This window comes from Pseudoflavonifractor sp. An44 (genome assembly GCF_002161675.1).
Taxonomy (GTDB): Bacteria; Bacillota; Clostridia; order Oscillospirales; family Oscillospiraceae; genus Enterenecus; species Enterenecus faecium.
On the sequence record NZ_NFIH01000001.1, the window covers coordinates 73,513 to 88,470 of the forward strand.

Sequence of the window (14,958 nt, forward strand, 5' to 3'; positions counted from 1 at the left end):
AAAAGGCGGGACAAGATTCAATGTCTCATCCCGCCCTCAAGAAGATAGTTACTAGTCGTAACCCAATTTAGTTATCGTTGGTTACAGTTCTACTAGAAGACTTATAACCGCTATTACACTGCTTCAGATTCAAGATCCCAAATGCAGATTCAGTTGCTGCTTTAGCCGCAACAAAATACGCATTTCGTTTTTGCTGCTTGAAAGCATTATCCATCATTGCAGACAAACCAGCAAACAGGCCAGTTTTCTCTTGAATCATTAAATATACTTCAACATACAGATAGGTACCAACTGTTGTATTGGAGATCGCAATCTGAGCTTCATCATCCACCTGAATTACAACACACTGCTCCTTGGTTGCTCCAAGAGCCCCAAGAAGGCCACGACCACTAGCTTTAATTGTAGAAATAGTGGCCTTCAACGGATAACGTTTAGCCTGGAGTTCGTTTAGAATTGTTTGCTCTAGCTGATCACGCATCCCGCCAGCTTCATCGAAGATATAGCTTTCACTAATGCCAGTAAACTTAGAGTTTGCCATGTTATATTCCTCCTCAAACAAATTATATCCCTAAACAGCCTTTCTCAAGAAGACTAATAAAGGTTAATTTTATTCGTTCCCTTGCAAACTTCTTATTGTTTATACAAAACCAAGAGTTCAATCTAACAGTAGCTTCAGTCAAATTCAAAGCATCAATTACAATCACAAACATATCCATGACTTTTTTGCTTTTATTTTGATTACGTAATAAGTGTGTCTAGATTTTTCTATGCAAGAGTCATCACTTTCTTAGTCGCTCCCAACCATGTTCTAAGTACATGAAAGTTAATCTGTGATAATCATACTCAACAAGCCCTAAATTCTCTCTTTTCCTGTGTCTATGTTAATCCATCAATCCCCTTTATTTCTTTTAATTGTAAATTAATTCTACTTCTTGTCATCTCAATTGTCAATATGACATGTGAAAAATCGGAGTTGCATAATAGGAAATCGTGGCATGGCTGTTCATTATATGCTGTCGGCCACCAGCGCTATAATTGTAAAAACGCAGTCATTGTAACAATAACTAACACTTGAAAATACAACAAAAAATCTATAACAGTTGTCGATTATTTATATTTGTAAGGGTATGCCACACCCGACAAGCAAACTGAGCACACTCATTTTCTGTGCCGCTTATGCTTCGAACTAGCCGCATACTGCTACGGATCCCGATTCACATACTCACTTATTAGGTACAGTTCTCCCAATGTCTATTTTGCGCACCGTGAGAAGTCATGGCCAGCCTTTGCCACTCAGTGAAACCACAGCTCCACCTGTTGGCTTGTGACTGAGCAGTTACACAGGCCAGACTTCATTTCTCCGATGAGCCTTCCCGCGTCAGCGGTAGGCGCCTGCCACTGATCAAACCACCCCTATTACATCTCGTGTGACGATATATTTCACACAGTTCCTTCCGTCACCACTTAACTTGATACAGCCAGACTTTTGAATGAACCCTGTCATACATTAGTTCCTATTATGGAACTGATGTGCCATCCCAAAAGTTAATTCTCCATTGGTCTGCTTTCAATTTTCGCACAATAGGCTCAGAAATTTTCACAGCGACACATATACTTGGAGCCTTCGTATGCGTATTGGTATAACCGTTTCCCCTGCATAGTCATCTATGTGAATTGCGTTAGCACATGAATCAGTAAACACTAGACAAACTATGTTCTTATCCAACTCCCCCTTCTTTCCCAGGCGGAACTCCTACAATTCTTTTTAAGTGTAGCCGTCAAACCTAGCCCCGTCTTGTAGCTGAGGCATTAGACACCTCCTATGAGTCTGCCACCACGGTGAAGGTCCACCCTCCACAAGCGCCGCACTGGCAGTGTTAAGGATGTGATCTCACAAATTTGAGTTTTGGGTTGCTAGGCTCATGTAAAATTCAAGTTTGACGAAGCACTAAATATGGTGCCCAAAGGGCAGTAGCAGGCCTCAAAACTAGCAGAGGCTCTGTACTATTATGCGAGGCTGTTTTATGCTGAAGAACGATATGTCCAGCATCCGAACAAGAAAAACCTGTTCTTGATGCTTTGTTGGCGTGGGCCAATGACTTAAAGGCAAAACTGCATCCAAATCTGTCCTCGGAAAGGCGTTGTATTGCTTGATAGCGCAGTGGCCATGCCCTGGTCCGATATCCGGAGATCAGTCTGGTGCGATGATTTAACAGCCTGATCGAAATAGCAAAGGAAATGGATTGAATCCATACTGCTATCTACTCTTGGTGCGGAACAATGCGGCCAGGCCTAGCCCGCAAGAACTGTTGCGCTGGAAAGCTAATACCGCCTGCGTACCCGCCAAATGGAGAACACCTAAATAAGTTTACCACCATCGGAGATGGTTTCCCGATAGAGATTTCCCCACATATATCCAGATTTTGCAGTTGCGGACAAGTTTTGTGCGTGGACATCGCAGAACCTAACTCCCAGCTTCAGGCATTCCAGCACTATATTTTTGATGTTCCAAAGATTCTGAGCCATTTTTCACTCTCCGTCACTACTGATGAGTTTGTAGCGTAGCGGAAACAGGCCTGATGTAAAAGCAGAGGTTCTCCAGTGTCTGATATGCTCCCTCTATGAGAGGCAGTGAAATAAAACACTGTCAAACATAGGGGGAGCATTGCTATGCCACAGGAACAAAAGGTCAGTATAGAGACAAAGGTCACGATCATATAAGATTACATCAATGCATGCATTGGTATGCGTGAGGCGGCACGGAGGGCTGGAGTTTCTCACAATACTATGGGACAGTAGGTGCGTAACTATGAGATAGATGGGGTGGATGCATTTCCGCCACATAAAAATCGTGTATACAGCCCAGAATTAAAGAAATCTGCTGTGGAATCCGATGCTGGGGCGAGTCGGATATTTGCAGAAAATATCACATTCGGAGCCATCCGCAGTTCAGGGAGTGGATAAAAGTGTATAATGCTCATGGCGACTTCAACTCCGTCAAATACTCAGGAGAAGGAAGCTACATGAAGCAAGGACGGGAAATGGCACAGGAAGAGCACATCCAAATTGTTAAGGATTGCATTGCTAGTGGGAAGAATTACGGAGAAATGGCCCTGAAATACCAGGTTAGCTATCAACAGGTTCAGAATTGGACCCTTCGGTTTGAGCAGATGGGAGCGGCGGGGTTGGAGGATCGGCGAGGCCGCCGGAAGAAACACCAAGCCCCTCTCACCGAACTGAAGAAATCCCAAATCGAAATTGAGCAACTCAAGCACAAGCTATATCTGTTAGAAATGGAGAATGGTCTGCTAAAGAAATTGGACGAGATCGAAAGGAGAGAGGCCTGGAAGAAGCGAGACAGCGCCGTACATATCAGACCATTCAGGAGTACCATGAAAAGCATGGCTTTCCCATTGCGGCAGTTTGCAAGCTGCTCCATGTAGCCCGTTCCGCCTACCACAAATAGGCTTCTGGAAGGTTGAGCTGCAGAGCTGTGGAGAACGAGAAACTGGTAGATAAGATCGAGAAAATCCACTCCGAGAGCTCATTCAAAGGTATCAGAGGCTGAACGACAACTTGCGCCATGGCTATGGAATCCACATCAGTGATAAGAAAGTGCTTCGTATTTGCCGTGCCAGAGATATTCGCTCTACCGTGAGGTACAGCAACTACGGCTGTATCAGACGGGCCAAAAACCCTCAGTATCTAGCGGAGGACCTGTTGGAACGCCAATTCTATGCGGAAACCCCGAATGAAAAAAAGGCTGATCGATGTGACCGAGTTCAAGTGGTATAGAAGCGCCGCATACAGCCGATAGCCCCACTCCGGGCGCATGCGGCAGGGGCCTGACGGAGATAAGGTAAGTGTGTACCGCGTCAACATCGCTCAATCACCTTCCCATGATGTGGTCCGTATACCGTTCTGCATGGATGCCCCTGGCATAGCTCATATAGTCAATGGCTGGAACGGTTCCAATATCCTGCAGCCGCTTCAAGAGATTCAGCAGGAAAAAGACCAGCGATGCATCGTTCTCACAGTATCGCATAGCAGGAGGGGCAGCAGGGTCAAATTGGTTCAGGAAGGGGTTGTGGTCCACCACAAACGCCCCGCCGGCAATGGCACACACAAATCCAGGTGTTTTTGCGTGTCCTCCGTTGCAATGTGTTTGCCGACATGCTCAGCAACCTAACCGCTTCAATCACTTCTCGTGGTCAGTAGCCCTGCCAGAATTTGATGTAACAGTTTGGGCCCATACTCTCCCCCTGCATGCCGAATTGTGGCGGAGGAACGTGTCATCGTCCGAACGCTTTCTGCTTTTTCCTGGGCATACTCCATACGAGCTTTATTCAGGTTTTGCTTGACCTCAAAGACCGCATAGACACTTTCCGCAGGGGTCAGCTTACTTTCCTTCTACTCAAACACCAGGTAGGAATACTAAGCATCATAAATTATCAGACCCATCTGGTCGCTCTCTCCCATTTGCGTCGATCACGATGGCTTTATCCGCAGCATAGCGAGCCGGAAGGTATGTTCGGAACCATTGAATCCAGTTGGCTCCCGTGTTATTCCCCTTTGTACCAGGGTGAAGAAACGCCAAGCTCCCCGCATCCAGCGTCTTTAGCATCTCCTGCTGCATCCCTGACATAGGTTCATCAAATCTATCTCAGCATGTCCATTTCTCCTCTTTCTTCTGTATGCCATTGTTTTTCAGTAGCCCAAAGCAGGTGCCCGCCTTGTATGCTCATCTGTATTTGTTTTTCATTTTACTATATCCTCATATCCTCCAAAATCTATCAACGTCATTCCCAGAAAGGCGCAGTTCATTTTCAACGGCAGAACACAACCATCTTCCTCACTGGACATGCAAACACCCCACCACAAACGTCTCAAACTCCCGTTTCCAAGTCCGCACCGTCTGTTCTGAAACCCCATATCGCTGGCTGATCTGCCTGGTACAGCTCCGCTTCTGTCCAGCCAGGTAATAGTTCAAAATATCCACGCCCCAGCTTCTCCACTCCTTCAGCGCACGAATCAGTGCCTCCATATCCATCTTCTCAATGGCCACCATCTCCCAGTCGATGCCGTCACTGAGCTTTCCGCTCAGAGAGCCTTGCTCGTCTCCTTGAGCGTCATACTCCAGGGAGACAAACTTCACATCCTTCTCTGCCTGACGTCTGCGGTAATTTCGCTGGTTTTCTGCATGCCACAGATCGTAGTCCTCCCGGGTGGTTTCGATATACATGCAGTCCAACTCTTTCCCCGCATCAATTCTATCCTCAATAAAAAAGCGACGTTTGTCCCTGGGCAATCTGCGGTTCTCCTCCATGATCCGGTTCCACTCGCTCCTGCCCGCCACACGCAGGTTCCCGGTCTCCTTGTCAAATACCAGATATGTAGTTTTCATTGTTGTGATCTCCTTTGCGGTGAGTTTTGTTTGGGTCAACAAAGCTCGGAGATCACGGCGCTCTGGGGCTATACCACACCCGTCCATCCTCCTCAGGGCATAAAAAAACAGGAGCGTATGCTCCTGCTTTTCACCAGTTACTTGGGATGGACAGCAAACAGCCCTGGCACCTTTTACGGTTCCAGGGCTGTTTGCCTTTCTTTATTCAGTTTTTAGCGGTCACTGCCCACCCAGCGTACCTATCATACCCCTTGACAGGTCGGGTTTTCAGTAGGCAGAGGGTCCTCATCGTGTAGAGCTTCTGTCGGACCAGCTCAGCCAACAGACCTCCACCATTCATCAGCCAGTCCTGTCTTTCCTTTTAATTTCGGAATGGCATAGCCCCAAAGCGCCAATCCAAACAATAAAATCGCCTCTTTCTTTCGGTCATAATAGCTGCTTCGCTCCATATTCAACAGTTCCAACAGCTCCGTTTCACGATAATCAAATTGGCTCAGATAACATTTGGATAGGATATTGCAGTACAGCTCCCCCTTACAAGGATATTCCCGGATCCGAAGCAGGGCCCATTGAACCAGCTCCGTCATCCATTTGGTCTCAAACAATCCTCTCACTTTTTCTTCAAAATGTTCCCTTGCCTCATCCGGCGCAAAGGTCTCCAAATAGGTCAGTGCACCATCCAACTGTCCACGCCCCATGTCCAGCAGTTCCTCCCGGACCTCCTCTGCCCTGCTTTCCGTAAACCAACAGACATGGAGGTAGATCTCTAAAACCATCCGGGCCCGACTGTATAAAATTTTTTCGTTCCAATTTGCCAGCTCACAGATATATCGAATATAGTTTCGTGTTTTGGTAGCTTTTCGACTCATGCACGTTTCCTCTCTCTCTGCGCACAATTGTTTCATTTTATGTCTTTGCCTCTACAAACCATCGATAGTTCTCTTCATAGTACAGATAGGTCTCTCGGCCGCAGATCATCACTGTGTACCGCAGCCCGACACCTCCGGCTTTCCTGCTGGCCGCTCTCACACAGTGTTTCACCCGATCCACTGCAAACTTTCTGCCATCAGACCATCGGACCCACACCGGACGCATGGTCCCTTCCGGGCGGAATACCGCCCCAACCTCAACATACACCTTACAGCGAACCTCTTCACTCACACGCTCACCCTCTCGTCTTCCTGATCAAATTATGCTCCTGTCAGGTTTCCTCGCTCCATGTATCCCCGGGGATGTACCACATGATCCTCCCGTGCATTCAAACTGGACAAGGTCCGATCTCTATATGCCACTCCACGCTGAATGGAGAAGAAGCCAAACCGCCGGCGAATATCATCTACAGTAACATCCAATCGGTGTTCCCGATCTCTCCCCCTCTGGTCACAAAATAGATTCATCTGTACCGGAACATGATCCAATAACAGCTGGGTCACCCGCACGCCCACACTTCGGATAGGCCGGTTCCAATGGTAGTGGCAGCGAAACAATTCCATTCCCGCACCAGCGATCTCTCGCGTAATGTTCGTCGGTGCGGCCAGCTTTTTCTGCCTGGTCATGCTGCTCAGATCGGTGTCCCTCACATACAGCTCCACCACCTGTCCCACAAAGTGATGCTCCCTTAACCGGGCTGATACACTTTCTGCCAACAGGTACACAATCACAGATACGTCCTCTCCATTCACCAAATCCCGCGGTGTGGTCGTGCTGTTGCCAATACTCTTAATTGGTGCAGCCTCATTGGAAAAGCTCACCGGCGTCTGATCCTCACCGTTTGCAAATCGATGCAGCACATACCCCATCTTTCCAAATCGAGTTTTTAAATACTCCGGATCTGCCTGGGCCAGTTGCCCAATCGTGCGAATCCCATGCTGGTTGAGTTTGCGCTGAGTCGCCCTTCCTACATACAGCAGGTCCTCCACCGGAAGCGGCCACACGAGGTTTCGATAGTTCTCCCGGTCAATGACGGTTACTGCGTCCGGCTTCTTGTAATCGCTTCCCAGCTTGGCAAAGATTTTATTCCACGATACGCCAATGCTCACTGTCACCCCCAACTCCCGTTTGATCCTGCGATTAATTTCCCGGGCAATGGCCAGCCCATCCCCATGGTGAGAACAGCTGCCAGTCACATCCAGCCATGATTCATCCACCCCGAACGGTTCTTGCTGATTGGTGTACTCCCCATAGATTTCATGGGCCATGTGTGAAAACCGCAGGTAAAGGTCCATACGAGGGGGAACAAACGTGATCTCTGGACACAGCTGTCTTGCCTGCCACAGTGCCATTCCAGTTTTAACCCCCGCCTTTTTCGCCAGCTCGTCCTTGGCCAACACGATTCCATGCCGGCGCTCTGGGTCGCCCCCCACGGCCAACGGCTTTCCTCTCAATTCTGGATGATGGAGCAGCTCGATACTGGCATAACAGTTGTTCATATCTGAATGTAAAATGGTGCGTTCCAACCGACTCTCCCCCCTTGACAGATAGGCAATTCTTCTGTATGATATAGGAAAGTAATTTCCCATCCGTTTGGCTTAAGTATAGGAAATCATCTTCCCCTTGTCAAGTGGAAAGTTCAGGCTGTAGGAAACCATCTTCCCCTTGGAGGTATGATATATGACATTTGGAGAAAAGATTAAAGAACTCCGCACAGAAAAGGGACTTTCCCAAACACAGCTGGGAAATCTCATTGGTGTCTCCATGCGCACCATTCGCGGCTGGGAGACGGAAGGTCGTTATCCCAAACAACACGATATCTATATGAAACTGGCTCAAGCACTGGAGTGTGAGGTATCTTATCTTATGGGTGACCAAGAGGCTTTCCTGACCGATGTCACGCAACAATACGGCAGCCGTGGAGCGCAGCAGGCTCAGGCAATTTTAGACCAGACTGCTGCCATGTTTGCCGGTGGCGAGCTATCTGAAGAGGATCAGATTGCATTTCTCACGGAAATTCAGGCGCTGTATCTGGACTCAAAGCAGCGAGCCAAAAAATTCACCCCAAAGAAATATCACCGCAATGGCACCGATGAGTAAGTGCAGTTTATGTGACTTGTCCCCTGCCACACTGTGTGTATGCCATTCATCGGAGGGAATCAATGTATGAGGGACACCATCTTCCAAACCATCCAGACCCTTGTTGGTAAATACCATACCCGCGATCCCTTCGAACTGTTAGGCCGGCTCCATGTCGTTGTCAAGGAATCTGACGGCTACAAGAGTCTGAAGGGATACTGCCTCATGAGCTGCCGAACCATCTATGTGGTGCTCAACGCCTCCCTATCCGAGGAAGAAAAGCGCATGGTAGCAGCCCATGAGCTGGGTCATATCATGCTCCATCGGAGCGCACTCCAAATGGCTCCCATGAAAGACATTGCACTTTATGACATGACAAACTCCACCGAGTACGAGGCTAATCTCTTCGCCGCAGATCTTCTCATTGAGGACAGCGAAGTGGAGCGTCTATCCCAGGATACAGAACTGGACTTTTTCGGTATGTGCAGCTGTTTGAATGTCCATCCGCAGCTCATGTGTTTCAAGTTGTTCAGCCTTATCAAGCGTGGGTTTTCTTATCAGATGCCTATGGGGCTGAATAGTAAGTTTTTTAAAGCATGAAAATGCGCCCGCTGGGCAAGGGGATTCTTGCTCAGCAGGCGCTGTACATTTTCGTGTGATACTCTCCCTGTTTCACGGCTGCATAATTTCACTTGGGGACTGAGAGAAAACAACATCACCCCCTGGTCCAGTCAAGTGCTGTTCCAATGAATTTTAGATTGACTTTTGGTGACCTCTCTGATAATATCAAGAAAACACCGGTAGTTATGTGACTGGGCTAGGAAGAAATTCTGAACCCTTTGCCTTAACTACCGGTGTTTTCTTTCAGTTTTCCAATAACGGAGCACACAACTTTCCCTGCATCGTTCACTTCTGCTCCAGCCGTGCTTTCTTTCTGTCCTCTACCCTCTTCAGTATCTCCGCATTAACCTTCTCCAGGTGCCTTTGAAATTTTTCTCTCTCCGCTTTCGTCTTTAGCATTGGTTCCCGATCTTCCTTCCCGTTCATTTCATAAATAAATCTCCTCAGTTTTGGATCCAATCCTCTCTCGCTCATGCTCCGTTCCCTCCTTATAATTGCCAATATCATATGGCGCCGTCTGATTCTCAACATCTGCCCTACTTGCCAGAAGGGCTTTCCCTCGATACAATGAAAGCAAGCGGACCGGGCTGTCTTAACTCACCGAACAAAGCACGGAGACGGTCCAGAAATCAAATAGCTGAGGAGGATGAAACATGCAGCATGAATGCAGAATCACGGTACTAGAGACCAAGGTGTTTCCGGAGTACCAAGAGCAGTATCTTGCGGACCCCAAGTCGGGACCCTGTCCCTGTTTTCGGGAGGGAGACACCTTTTTGCTCAAGCGCACCCCAGATCGTGACGACTTTTATCACCTGATGAACGGAAAGTTCTGCGGGGAGGCGTGGGATGCCATCAGTCGGTATGTCTACACCGCCCTACAAGGTGGGTCTATCATGCACAAATGGACCAATGACGAGCGGATGATGATTGCCTGCTGCAACGACGGCACAAGACCGGTGATTTTCAAAATCGAGCGAATCGACATCCCGGAGACCGAAGAGGAAAAGGAATGGCTGGCAAAGCAGAATTTTAAGAATATAGCAGAGGACGCCTATACAGGCTGAGCTGCAGCTGGCGTTCTCCGTGGAGGCTGTTGATGCCTTCCTGGCACAAAGGAATCACTGACAGATAGCGGAGCGCTCACATGGGCGCTCCGCTTTTTATAGCGCTCTTTGCAGGTACACCATGTCCACCAGCTGCACCCCATCCTCGTAGATGGGGTGGTCGTAGTGGTCGATAAAAAAGTTCTTGACCAGATGGTGCCTGCGAAAACCACAGGCTTCATAAAACAGAATGGTGGATGGGCTGTCTCCGGTGCCCACCTGCAGCACTGTATACCGCTCCTTGTAAGTTCGGACAAGGAAGTCCACCATATTCTTTCCGTATCCCCTGCCCTGAAAAGCAGGCTCCACGGCGAGGTTTTTCAGCTCCAGGATACCGTCTCCCTCATCGGTCACCACACATTCGGCCTTGACGCCGTCATCCTCCAGCACATACATGGTCCCCCGCTCCAGATAGCGGTCGATCATATCCTCCTGCTCGTCGGCCAGCAGCAGCAACTCCAGGTATAACTTTTTGTTGGTTTCCACTTTTTTGACTTCCATGCATAATCCCCCCTCTGTCTGACGGTCTTGGACGGTCTTGATAGGACGTATCATACCATATGATCTGTACCTCGGCAATTCTTTGAGGAACATGACAGACAGTTGTCGGGTTCCTATGGTATAATGCAGGCAGAAATGTGAAAGGCGGTGTACCTTATGAAGATGGAGCGGCTCATCGGCATCCTGTCCATCCTGCTCCAGCGGGAGAAGATCACCGCCCCAGAACTGGCGGAGCAGTTCGAGGTGTCCCGCCGGACCATCCAGCGTGACATTGAGTCCCTGTGCCGGGCAGGCATCCCCATCGCCACCACTCAAGGTTCTGGGGGCGGCATCTCCATCATGGAGGGCTACCGGGTGGACCGGACGGTGCTCACTGCTCCGGAAATGCAGGCTATCCTGGCAGGGCTCAGGAGTCTGGACAGCGTCAGCGGCACCCGGCGTTACGCCCAGCTGATGGAGAAGCTATCCGCCGGAAGTGGCGGACTGGTGAGTGGCGGCGCCCATATGCTCATCGACCTCTCCTCTTGGTACAAGACCAGCCTGCCGCTGGCGACTGGTGGAGGAGCACGGGGCAGATTGTTTCACCGTGGAGCCAGACGGCCGGCTTCGCTTCACCGGCGGCTTTCCCGATGGAAACAGCGTGCTCAGCTGGGTTTTGACCTTTGGCGACAAGGCAGAGCTGCTGGAGCCAGCAGAATTCCGAGACAAACTGCGGCAACTGACCGAAACACTGGCCCATCGTTATAGGAGGAATTGACATGGCCTCTCATCAGGACTTTGTTGACTATGTGACCGAGCAGCTACGGGAGGCCGGAACCATCCGCAGCCGGAAGATGTTTGGAGAATACGGCCTTTTCTGCGACGAGGTGTTCTTCGCCGTCATCTGTGACGACCAACTGTTTGTCAAGGTCCCCCCGGCGGGAGAGGCGGCTTTTCCCCATCTGCCCAAGTCTCCCCCCTATGAGGGGGCTAAAGACTACCTCTGGGTGGAGGATGTGGACGACCGGGACACCATGACCGCTCTTACTCGCCTCACCTGTCTGGCCCTTCAGACCCAGCCAAAGAAAAGGAGGAAATAGCCATGGCCTTTGACTATAAGAAAGAGTACAAGGAATTTTATCTGCCCCCCAGGACACCGGGCATTGTCACGGTACCCGCCATGAACTTTCTGGCCGTTCGGGGCCAGGGCGACCCCAATGAGGAGGGCGGCGCCTATCAACAGGCCCTGGAACAGCTCTACACTGTGGCCTACACCATCAAAATGAGTAAGATGGGTAAACACCGGCTGGAGGGCTATTTTGACTATGTGGTGCCGCCTCTGGAGGGGCTTTGGTGGCAGGAGGATACCCAAGGTGTGGACTATACCCGCAAGGCAGATTTTCGGTGGATCTCCCTCATTCGCCTTCCTGAGTTCGTGACAGAAGAGGCCTTCCGCTGGGCCGTCCGGGAGGCCACAGAGAAAAAGCAGCAGGACTTCTCCGCAGTGGAGTTCTTTCCCTGGGAGGAGGGACTATGCGTCCAGTGTATGCACATCGGCCCCTACGACGACGAACCCGCCACCGTGACCGCCATGGCGGAATACGCCAAGGCGCAGGGCTATGAATTGGACTACAACCATGGCCGGTTCCACCACGAGATCTATTTGAGCGACGTACGGCGGTGCAAGCCGGAAAAACTAAAAACCATCATTCGGCAGCCCGTGAAAGAGGCACTTCGGAGCGAACTGCCGTACCATGCCTGAACTCACCAAAATCTCAAACCGTGTCGTTCTCTTTTCCCCTCCAATCCGTTAAGATTAGATTGTCAATGATAAATGGGACTGGCACAGGCAAATATGATATGCTTCCCCTCTCTGTTGCCTCCAGTGCCATCATCTATTATGGGCAACCGTTCCCATGTTCCACAGCCATGACTTGTGATATAATAAGGGCATCACAAGGAGGGATTGCTATGCGCAAGAATTTTGGAGCCAAGACCTGGACCTATCCCCAGCCGGTCTTTATCCTGGCCACCTACAACGAAGACGGCACCCCTGATGCCATGAATGCGGCCTGGGGTGGCATCAGCGAGGACAAGGAACTGAGCTTGTGCATCAGTGCAGGCCATAAAACCACCGCCAACATTCTGGCCCGCAAGGCCTTTACCGTGAGCATGGGTACGGCGCACCAGGCAGTGGCCTGCGACTATGTGGGGCTTACTTCTGGAAACGACATGGCGGACAAGGTGGCAAAGGCCGGCTGGCACACCACCAAATCGGAATTTGTGGATGCTCCCCTCATCGACGAGCTTCCCATGGCTGTGGAGTGCCAACTGGTGAGCTATGACCCGGAGAGCTGCCGCCTGGTGGGCAAGATCGTCAACGTAAGTGCTGATGAGTCTGTGCTGGATGGGGAGGGAACCATCGACCCGGAGAAGCTGCGCCCCATTATCTTTGACCCCATTCACTTCACCTACCGTGTTCTGGGCGAGAAAGTGGGTAATGCCTTCAAGGACGGCGCCAAGCTGAAATAAGAACCGGCATTTATCCCAGCTACAGATGGGGGACGGAGGTGTGACCTCCGCCCCCCATTCCCTTTCAGCCAGTAAAAGTGGTTTCCTCTTCAAGCGCAACCCGGATGCAAAGCAGGACGAATATTTTCTGGCCTACAAATGGCTACGGGACGGATGTACCCCCGTATGCTGTACTACTCGGCAGATAAACTGTGGAAACCTTACTCCGAGGGATAAGCTTGGACGTACTTGCCGCCAGATTTGTAATTTCAAAGGCAGAGAGCAAAGGATCTTGCGAACGATCATCTGATAAAGGCGATTTACAACCGACGCATGAATACGATTACTCAGTATCTCCATCGAGAAAAGCTTGACGAGCAGACCGCCAAGAAAATGAACCAATTGACGAAAAACAAACTGAACCGAACAATCAAGGAAGTTGCCTACGCACAGGGGCGATTGCGTCAAAGGAGCAGAACAGGATGCCTTGCTGAAAGAAGCAACAGTGAATAGTTTAATTTGACGGAGGATTTTATGAAGATAAATGATATTGAAACTTCAAGGCTTTTATTAAGAGGATTTACAAAAGAAGATGCTTTGTGGGCATATAGTATCTGGAACAATCCAGAGATGGGACAATATTTGCCAGATGAGGCAAAAGGAGAAATAGATGATGAATATTTAAAAATGTTAGAAGGCTTAGGCGAGGATGAGGAATGTTGTTATTTGATTCCTGTTTTTAAGAATTCACTAGAACGGGTGGGGACATGCAGTTTTATTGTAAGTGATGACAAAAAAGTATACGATATTGCCTATTGTGTACATAAGAATTTTTGGTGCCAAGGCTATGCAACTGAAATCGCTCAGGGATTGATAGATTATGCTCGTAGTCAAGGAGCTGAGAAAGTAACTATTTATGTGAGTCAGGAAAATGCCGCTTCTAATCGTGTTGCCCAGAAATGTGGTGGAAAAATCGTCAGCGAGAGCACATATAAGAAAAAGGGAACAGATATAATCATGAAAGATTATAAATACGAAATTGTATTGTAAAGAATTTCTTGCACACCAATTTTTAAGAGGTGCGCCGCCAATGACAGAAGAACGCTTCTGGGCAACCGATGAATATGCCGGAAATTCACTTCCATATCATCCCATATCATCAAATCAAGCGTGGGCGTGTGTATTTGATATGAAACCAGTGGTAACTATCCACTGCGATGGCTGCATTGCAGAGAGTTCTCCATTGCAGATCAATACCGTGTATGCCATTACCTTGACAGAACTGGCAGACTGGGCACAACGCAATAAGGGGTGAGCGGACATTTTGCGCCGCTCACCCCTGCCATTTAACAAAACTGTTCGCTTTGGCGGCATTCTCACGGCTCTATCTCATAGGGCCAGGTGTTGATGCCGCCGAATTCGTATATGTTGGTATAACCCAGTTTGGCCAGTGAAGAGGACGCGGTCTTACTCCGGTTTCCGCTGCGGCAGTAGACCAACACCGTAGAATCCTTTTCGGGAATCACCCGGGCGGCAGTATTCTCATCGATGGAACCCACTGGCAGCAGGACAGCCCCGGGAATGTGACCGCTATCGTATTCGTCCTGTTCCCGCACATCCAGGATGATGACCTCCTGGGTGTCCATCATTTCTTTCGCTGCTTCCTGGGTGATCTGCTGATAGGCGTTGTCTGTCGTATTTCCGCCGCACCCAGTCATCATCAGTAGGCAAAGCAGAAGCGGTAAAATTCGTCTCATTTTCATTCCTCCAAAAGTCTAGCAGCAAAGGCTTTACGCCCCTGCTCTGTGAAGTGTACGCTGTTGTAGGCCA

Annotated in this window: 19 protein-coding genes and 1 pseudogene; 11 read left to right on the forward strand and 9 right to left on the reverse strand. The window is 49.4% G+C overall.

The annotated features are described in order from the left end of the window. Positions 1 to 67: 67 nt before the first annotated feature. On the reverse strand, positions 68 to 538 hold the full coding sequence (locus tag B5F98_RS00240) for a hypothetical protein (protein WP_087369122.1): 471 nt from the start codon (positions 536 to 538) through the stop codon (positions 68 to 70). A gap of 2,485 nt (positions 539 to 3,023) precedes the next feature. Between B5F98_RS00240 and B5F98_RS00245 the strand changes: the two genes are divergently transcribed. Next, positions 3,024 to 3,443, forward strand: a complete 420-nt coding sequence (locus B5F98_RS00245) for a helix-turn-helix domain-containing protein (protein ID WP_087369123.1) — start codon at positions 3,024 to 3,026, stop codon at positions 3,441 to 3,443. 446 nt (positions 3,444 to 3,889) lie between these two features. Here the strand turns inward: B5F98_RS00245 and B5F98_RS00250 are convergent, their stop codons facing one another. From B5F98_RS00250 to dinB, 5 genes are all read right to left on the reverse strand, one after another. Continuing rightward, complete coding sequence (locus tag B5F98_RS00250; protein ID WP_087369124.1) at positions 3,890 to 4,126, reverse strand: hypothetical protein; 237 nt, start codon at positions 4,124 to 4,126, stop codon at positions 3,890 to 3,892. Positions 4,127 to 4,852: 726 nt separating this feature from the next. Next, the gene (locus B5F98_RS00260; RefSeq protein ID WP_087369126.1) at positions 4,853 to 5,404 is read right to left on the reverse strand and encodes a helix-turn-helix domain-containing protein; all 552 of its coding nucleotides are present in this window, start codon (positions 5,402 to 5,404) and stop codon (positions 4,853 to 4,855) included. 314 nt (positions 5,405 to 5,718) lie between these two features. Further along, the gene (locus B5F98_RS00265; protein ID WP_087369244.1) at positions 5,719 to 6,273 is read right to left on the reverse strand and encodes a hypothetical protein; all 555 of its coding nucleotides are present in this window, start codon (positions 6,271 to 6,273) and stop codon (positions 5,719 to 5,721) included. 37 nt (positions 6,274 to 6,310) lie between these two features. After that, positions 6,311 to 6,499, reverse strand: coding sequence for a hypothetical protein (locus tag B5F98_RS00270; RefSeq protein WP_242961567.1), 189 nt, complete (start codon positions 6,497 to 6,499; stop codon positions 6,311 to 6,313). Positions 6,500 to 6,594: 95 nt separating this feature from the next. Beyond that, a complete protein-coding gene (gene dinB, locus B5F98_RS00275; protein ID WP_275532869.1) occupies positions 6,595 to 7,860 on the reverse strand; it encodes a DNA polymerase IV in 1,266 nt (421 codons plus the stop codon). A gap of 154 nt (positions 7,861 to 8,014) precedes the next feature. On the opposite strand from dinB, the gene B5F98_RS00280 reads away from it, so the two are divergent. Together B5F98_RS00280 and B5F98_RS00285 are read left to right on the forward strand one after the other, a co-directional pair. Continuing rightward, positions 8,015 to 8,434 (forward strand): helix-turn-helix transcriptional regulator, encoded by a 420-nt coding sequence (locus tag B5F98_RS00280; protein ID WP_087369129.1) that lies wholly within the window; start codon positions 8,015 to 8,017, stop codon positions 8,432 to 8,434. 66 nt (positions 8,435 to 8,500) lie between these two features. After that, positions 8,501 to 9,013: an ImmA/IrrE family metallo-endopeptidase gene (locus B5F98_RS00285; protein WP_087369130.1), complete on the forward strand. Its 513-nt coding sequence runs from the start codon at positions 8,501 to 8,503 to the stop codon at positions 9,011 to 9,013. Positions 9,014 to 9,319: 306 nt separating this feature from the next. Here B5F98_RS00285 and B5F98_RS00290 read toward each other — a convergent pair whose 3' ends face one another. After that, the gene (locus tag B5F98_RS00290) at positions 9,320 to 9,508 is read right to left on the reverse strand and encodes a hypothetical protein (protein ID WP_087369131.1); all 189 of its coding nucleotides are present in this window, start codon (positions 9,506 to 9,508) and stop codon (positions 9,320 to 9,322) included. A 179-nt stretch (positions 9,509 to 9,687) separates the two neighbouring features. On the opposite strand from B5F98_RS00290, the gene B5F98_RS00295 reads away from it, so the two are divergent. Continuing rightward, complete coding sequence (locus B5F98_RS00295; RefSeq protein WP_087369132.1) at positions 9,688 to 10,098, forward strand: TIGR04076 family protein; 411 nt, start codon at positions 9,688 to 9,690, stop codon at positions 10,096 to 10,098. 96 nt (positions 10,099 to 10,194) lie between these two features. On the opposite strand, the gene B5F98_RS00300 is transcribed toward B5F98_RS00295, so the two are convergent. Beyond that, positions 10,195 to 10,638 carry a GNAT family N-acetyltransferase gene (locus B5F98_RS00300; RefSeq protein ID WP_087369133.1) on the reverse strand — a complete coding sequence of 148 codons (444 nt, stop codon included), beginning with the start codon at positions 10,636 to 10,638 and terminating at the stop codon, positions 10,195 to 10,197. Between the two features lie 156 nt (positions 10,639 to 10,794). On the opposite strand from B5F98_RS00300, the pseudogene B5F98_RS00305 reads away from it, so the two are divergent. The 7 genes and pseudogenes from B5F98_RS00305 to B5F98_RS12590 all read left to right on the forward strand — a co-directional run bounded on the left by B5F98_RS00305 (position 10,795) and on the right by B5F98_RS12590 (position 14,443). Beyond that, positions 10,795 to 11,395: pseudogene (locus tag B5F98_RS00305) on the forward strand (HTH domain-containing protein). A gap of 1 nt (position 11,396) precedes the next feature. After that, positions 11,397 to 11,717: a TfoX/Sxy family protein gene (locus B5F98_RS00310; protein ID WP_087369134.1), complete on the forward strand. Its 321-nt coding sequence runs from the start codon at positions 11,397 to 11,399 to the stop codon at positions 11,715 to 11,717. Between the two features lie 2 nt (positions 11,718 to 11,719). Beyond that, entirely contained in the window at positions 11,720 to 12,379 is a 660-nt protein-coding gene (locus tag B5F98_RS00315) for a GyrI-like domain-containing protein (RefSeq protein ID WP_087369135.1), read from the forward strand. Positions 12,380 to 12,588: 209 nt separating this feature from the next. Continuing rightward, the gene (locus tag B5F98_RS00320) at positions 12,589 to 13,149 is read left to right on the forward strand and encodes a flavin reductase family protein (protein WP_087369136.1); all 561 of its coding nucleotides are present in this window, start codon (positions 12,589 to 12,591) and stop codon (positions 13,147 to 13,149) included. Positions 13,150 to 13,461: 312 nt separating this feature from the next. After that, a complete protein-coding gene (locus B5F98_RS13170; protein WP_143482695.1) occupies positions 13,462 to 13,641 on the forward strand; it encodes a hypothetical protein in 180 nt (59 codons plus the stop codon). A gap of 21 nt (positions 13,642 to 13,662) precedes the next feature. Further along, positions 13,663 to 14,178: a GNAT family N-acetyltransferase gene (locus B5F98_RS00325; RefSeq protein WP_087369137.1), complete on the forward strand. Its 516-nt coding sequence runs from the start codon at positions 13,663 to 13,665 to the stop codon at positions 14,176 to 14,178. 40 nt (positions 14,179 to 14,218) lie between these two features. Beyond that, positions 14,219 to 14,443: a hypothetical protein gene (locus B5F98_RS12590; protein WP_143482696.1), complete on the forward strand. Its 225-nt coding sequence runs from the start codon at positions 14,219 to 14,221 to the stop codon at positions 14,441 to 14,443. A gap of 61 nt (positions 14,444 to 14,504) precedes the next feature. Here B5F98_RS12590 and B5F98_RS00330 read toward each other — a convergent pair whose 3' ends face one another. Then, positions 14,505 to 14,885 (reverse strand): rhodanese-like domain-containing protein, encoded by a 381-nt coding sequence (locus B5F98_RS00330; protein ID WP_087369138.1) that lies wholly within the window; start codon positions 14,883 to 14,885, stop codon positions 14,505 to 14,507. Positions 14,886 to 14,958 lie beyond the last annotated feature (73 nt).

Coding starts and splice junctions, on each gene's coding strand:
- B5F98_RS00240 (WP_087369122.1), bottom strand. CDS start 538: ATGGCAAACTCTAAGTTTACTGGCATTAGTGAAAGCTATATCTTCGAT.
- B5F98_RS00245 (WP_087369123.1), top strand. CDS start 3,024: ATGAAGCAAGGACGGGAAATGGCACAGGAAGAGCACATCCAAATTGTT.
- B5F98_RS00260 (WP_087369126.1), bottom strand. CDS start 5,404: ATGAAAACTACATATCTGGTATTTGACAAGGAGACCGGGAACCTGCGT.
- B5F98_RS00265 (WP_087369244.1), bottom strand. CDS start 6,273: ATGAGTCGAAAAGCTACCAAAACACGAAACTATATTCGATATATCTGT.
- B5F98_RS00270 (WP_242961567.1), bottom strand. CDS start 6,499: ATGCGTCCGGTGTGGGTCCGATGGTCTGATGGCAGAAAGTTTGCAGTG.
- B5F98_RS00280 (WP_087369129.1), top strand. CDS start 8,015: ATGACATTTGGAGAAAAGATTAAAGAACTCCGCACAGAAAAGGGACTT.
- B5F98_RS00285 (WP_087369130.1), top strand. CDS start 8,501: ATGAGGGACACCATCTTCCAAACCATCCAGACCCTTGTTGGTAAATAC.
- B5F98_RS00290 (WP_087369131.1), bottom strand. CDS start 9,508: ATGAGCGAGAGAGGATTGGATCCAAAACTGAGGAGATTTATTTATGAA.
- B5F98_RS00295 (WP_087369132.1), top strand. CDS start 9,688: ATGCAGCATGAATGCAGAATCACGGTACTAGAGACCAAGGTGTTTCCG.
- B5F98_RS00300 (WP_087369133.1), bottom strand. CDS start 10,638: ATGGAAGTCAAAAAAGTGGAAACCAACAAAAAGTTATACCTGGAGTTG.
- B5F98_RS00310 (WP_087369134.1), top strand. CDS start 11,397: ATGGCCTCTCATCAGGACTTTGTTGACTATGTGACCGAGCAGCTACGG.
- B5F98_RS00315 (WP_087369135.1), top strand. CDS start 11,720: ATGGCCTTTGACTATAAGAAAGAGTACAAGGAATTTTATCTGCCCCCC.
- B5F98_RS00320 (WP_087369136.1), top strand. CDS start 12,589: ATGCGCAAGAATTTTGGAGCCAAGACCTGGACCTATCCCCAGCCGGTC.
- B5F98_RS13170 (WP_143482695.1), top strand. CDS start 13,462: ATGAATACGATTACTCAGTATCTCCATCGAGAAAAGCTTGACGAGCAG.
- B5F98_RS00325 (WP_087369137.1), top strand. CDS start 13,663: ATGAAGATAAATGATATTGAAACTTCAAGGCTTTTATTAAGAGGATTT.
- B5F98_RS12590 (WP_143482696.1), top strand. CDS start 14,219: ATGACAGAAGAACGCTTCTGGGCAACCGATGAATATGCCGGAAATTCA.
- B5F98_RS00330 (WP_087369138.1), bottom strand. CDS start 14,885: ATGAGACGAATTTTACCGCTTCTGCTTTGCCTACTGATGATGACTGGG.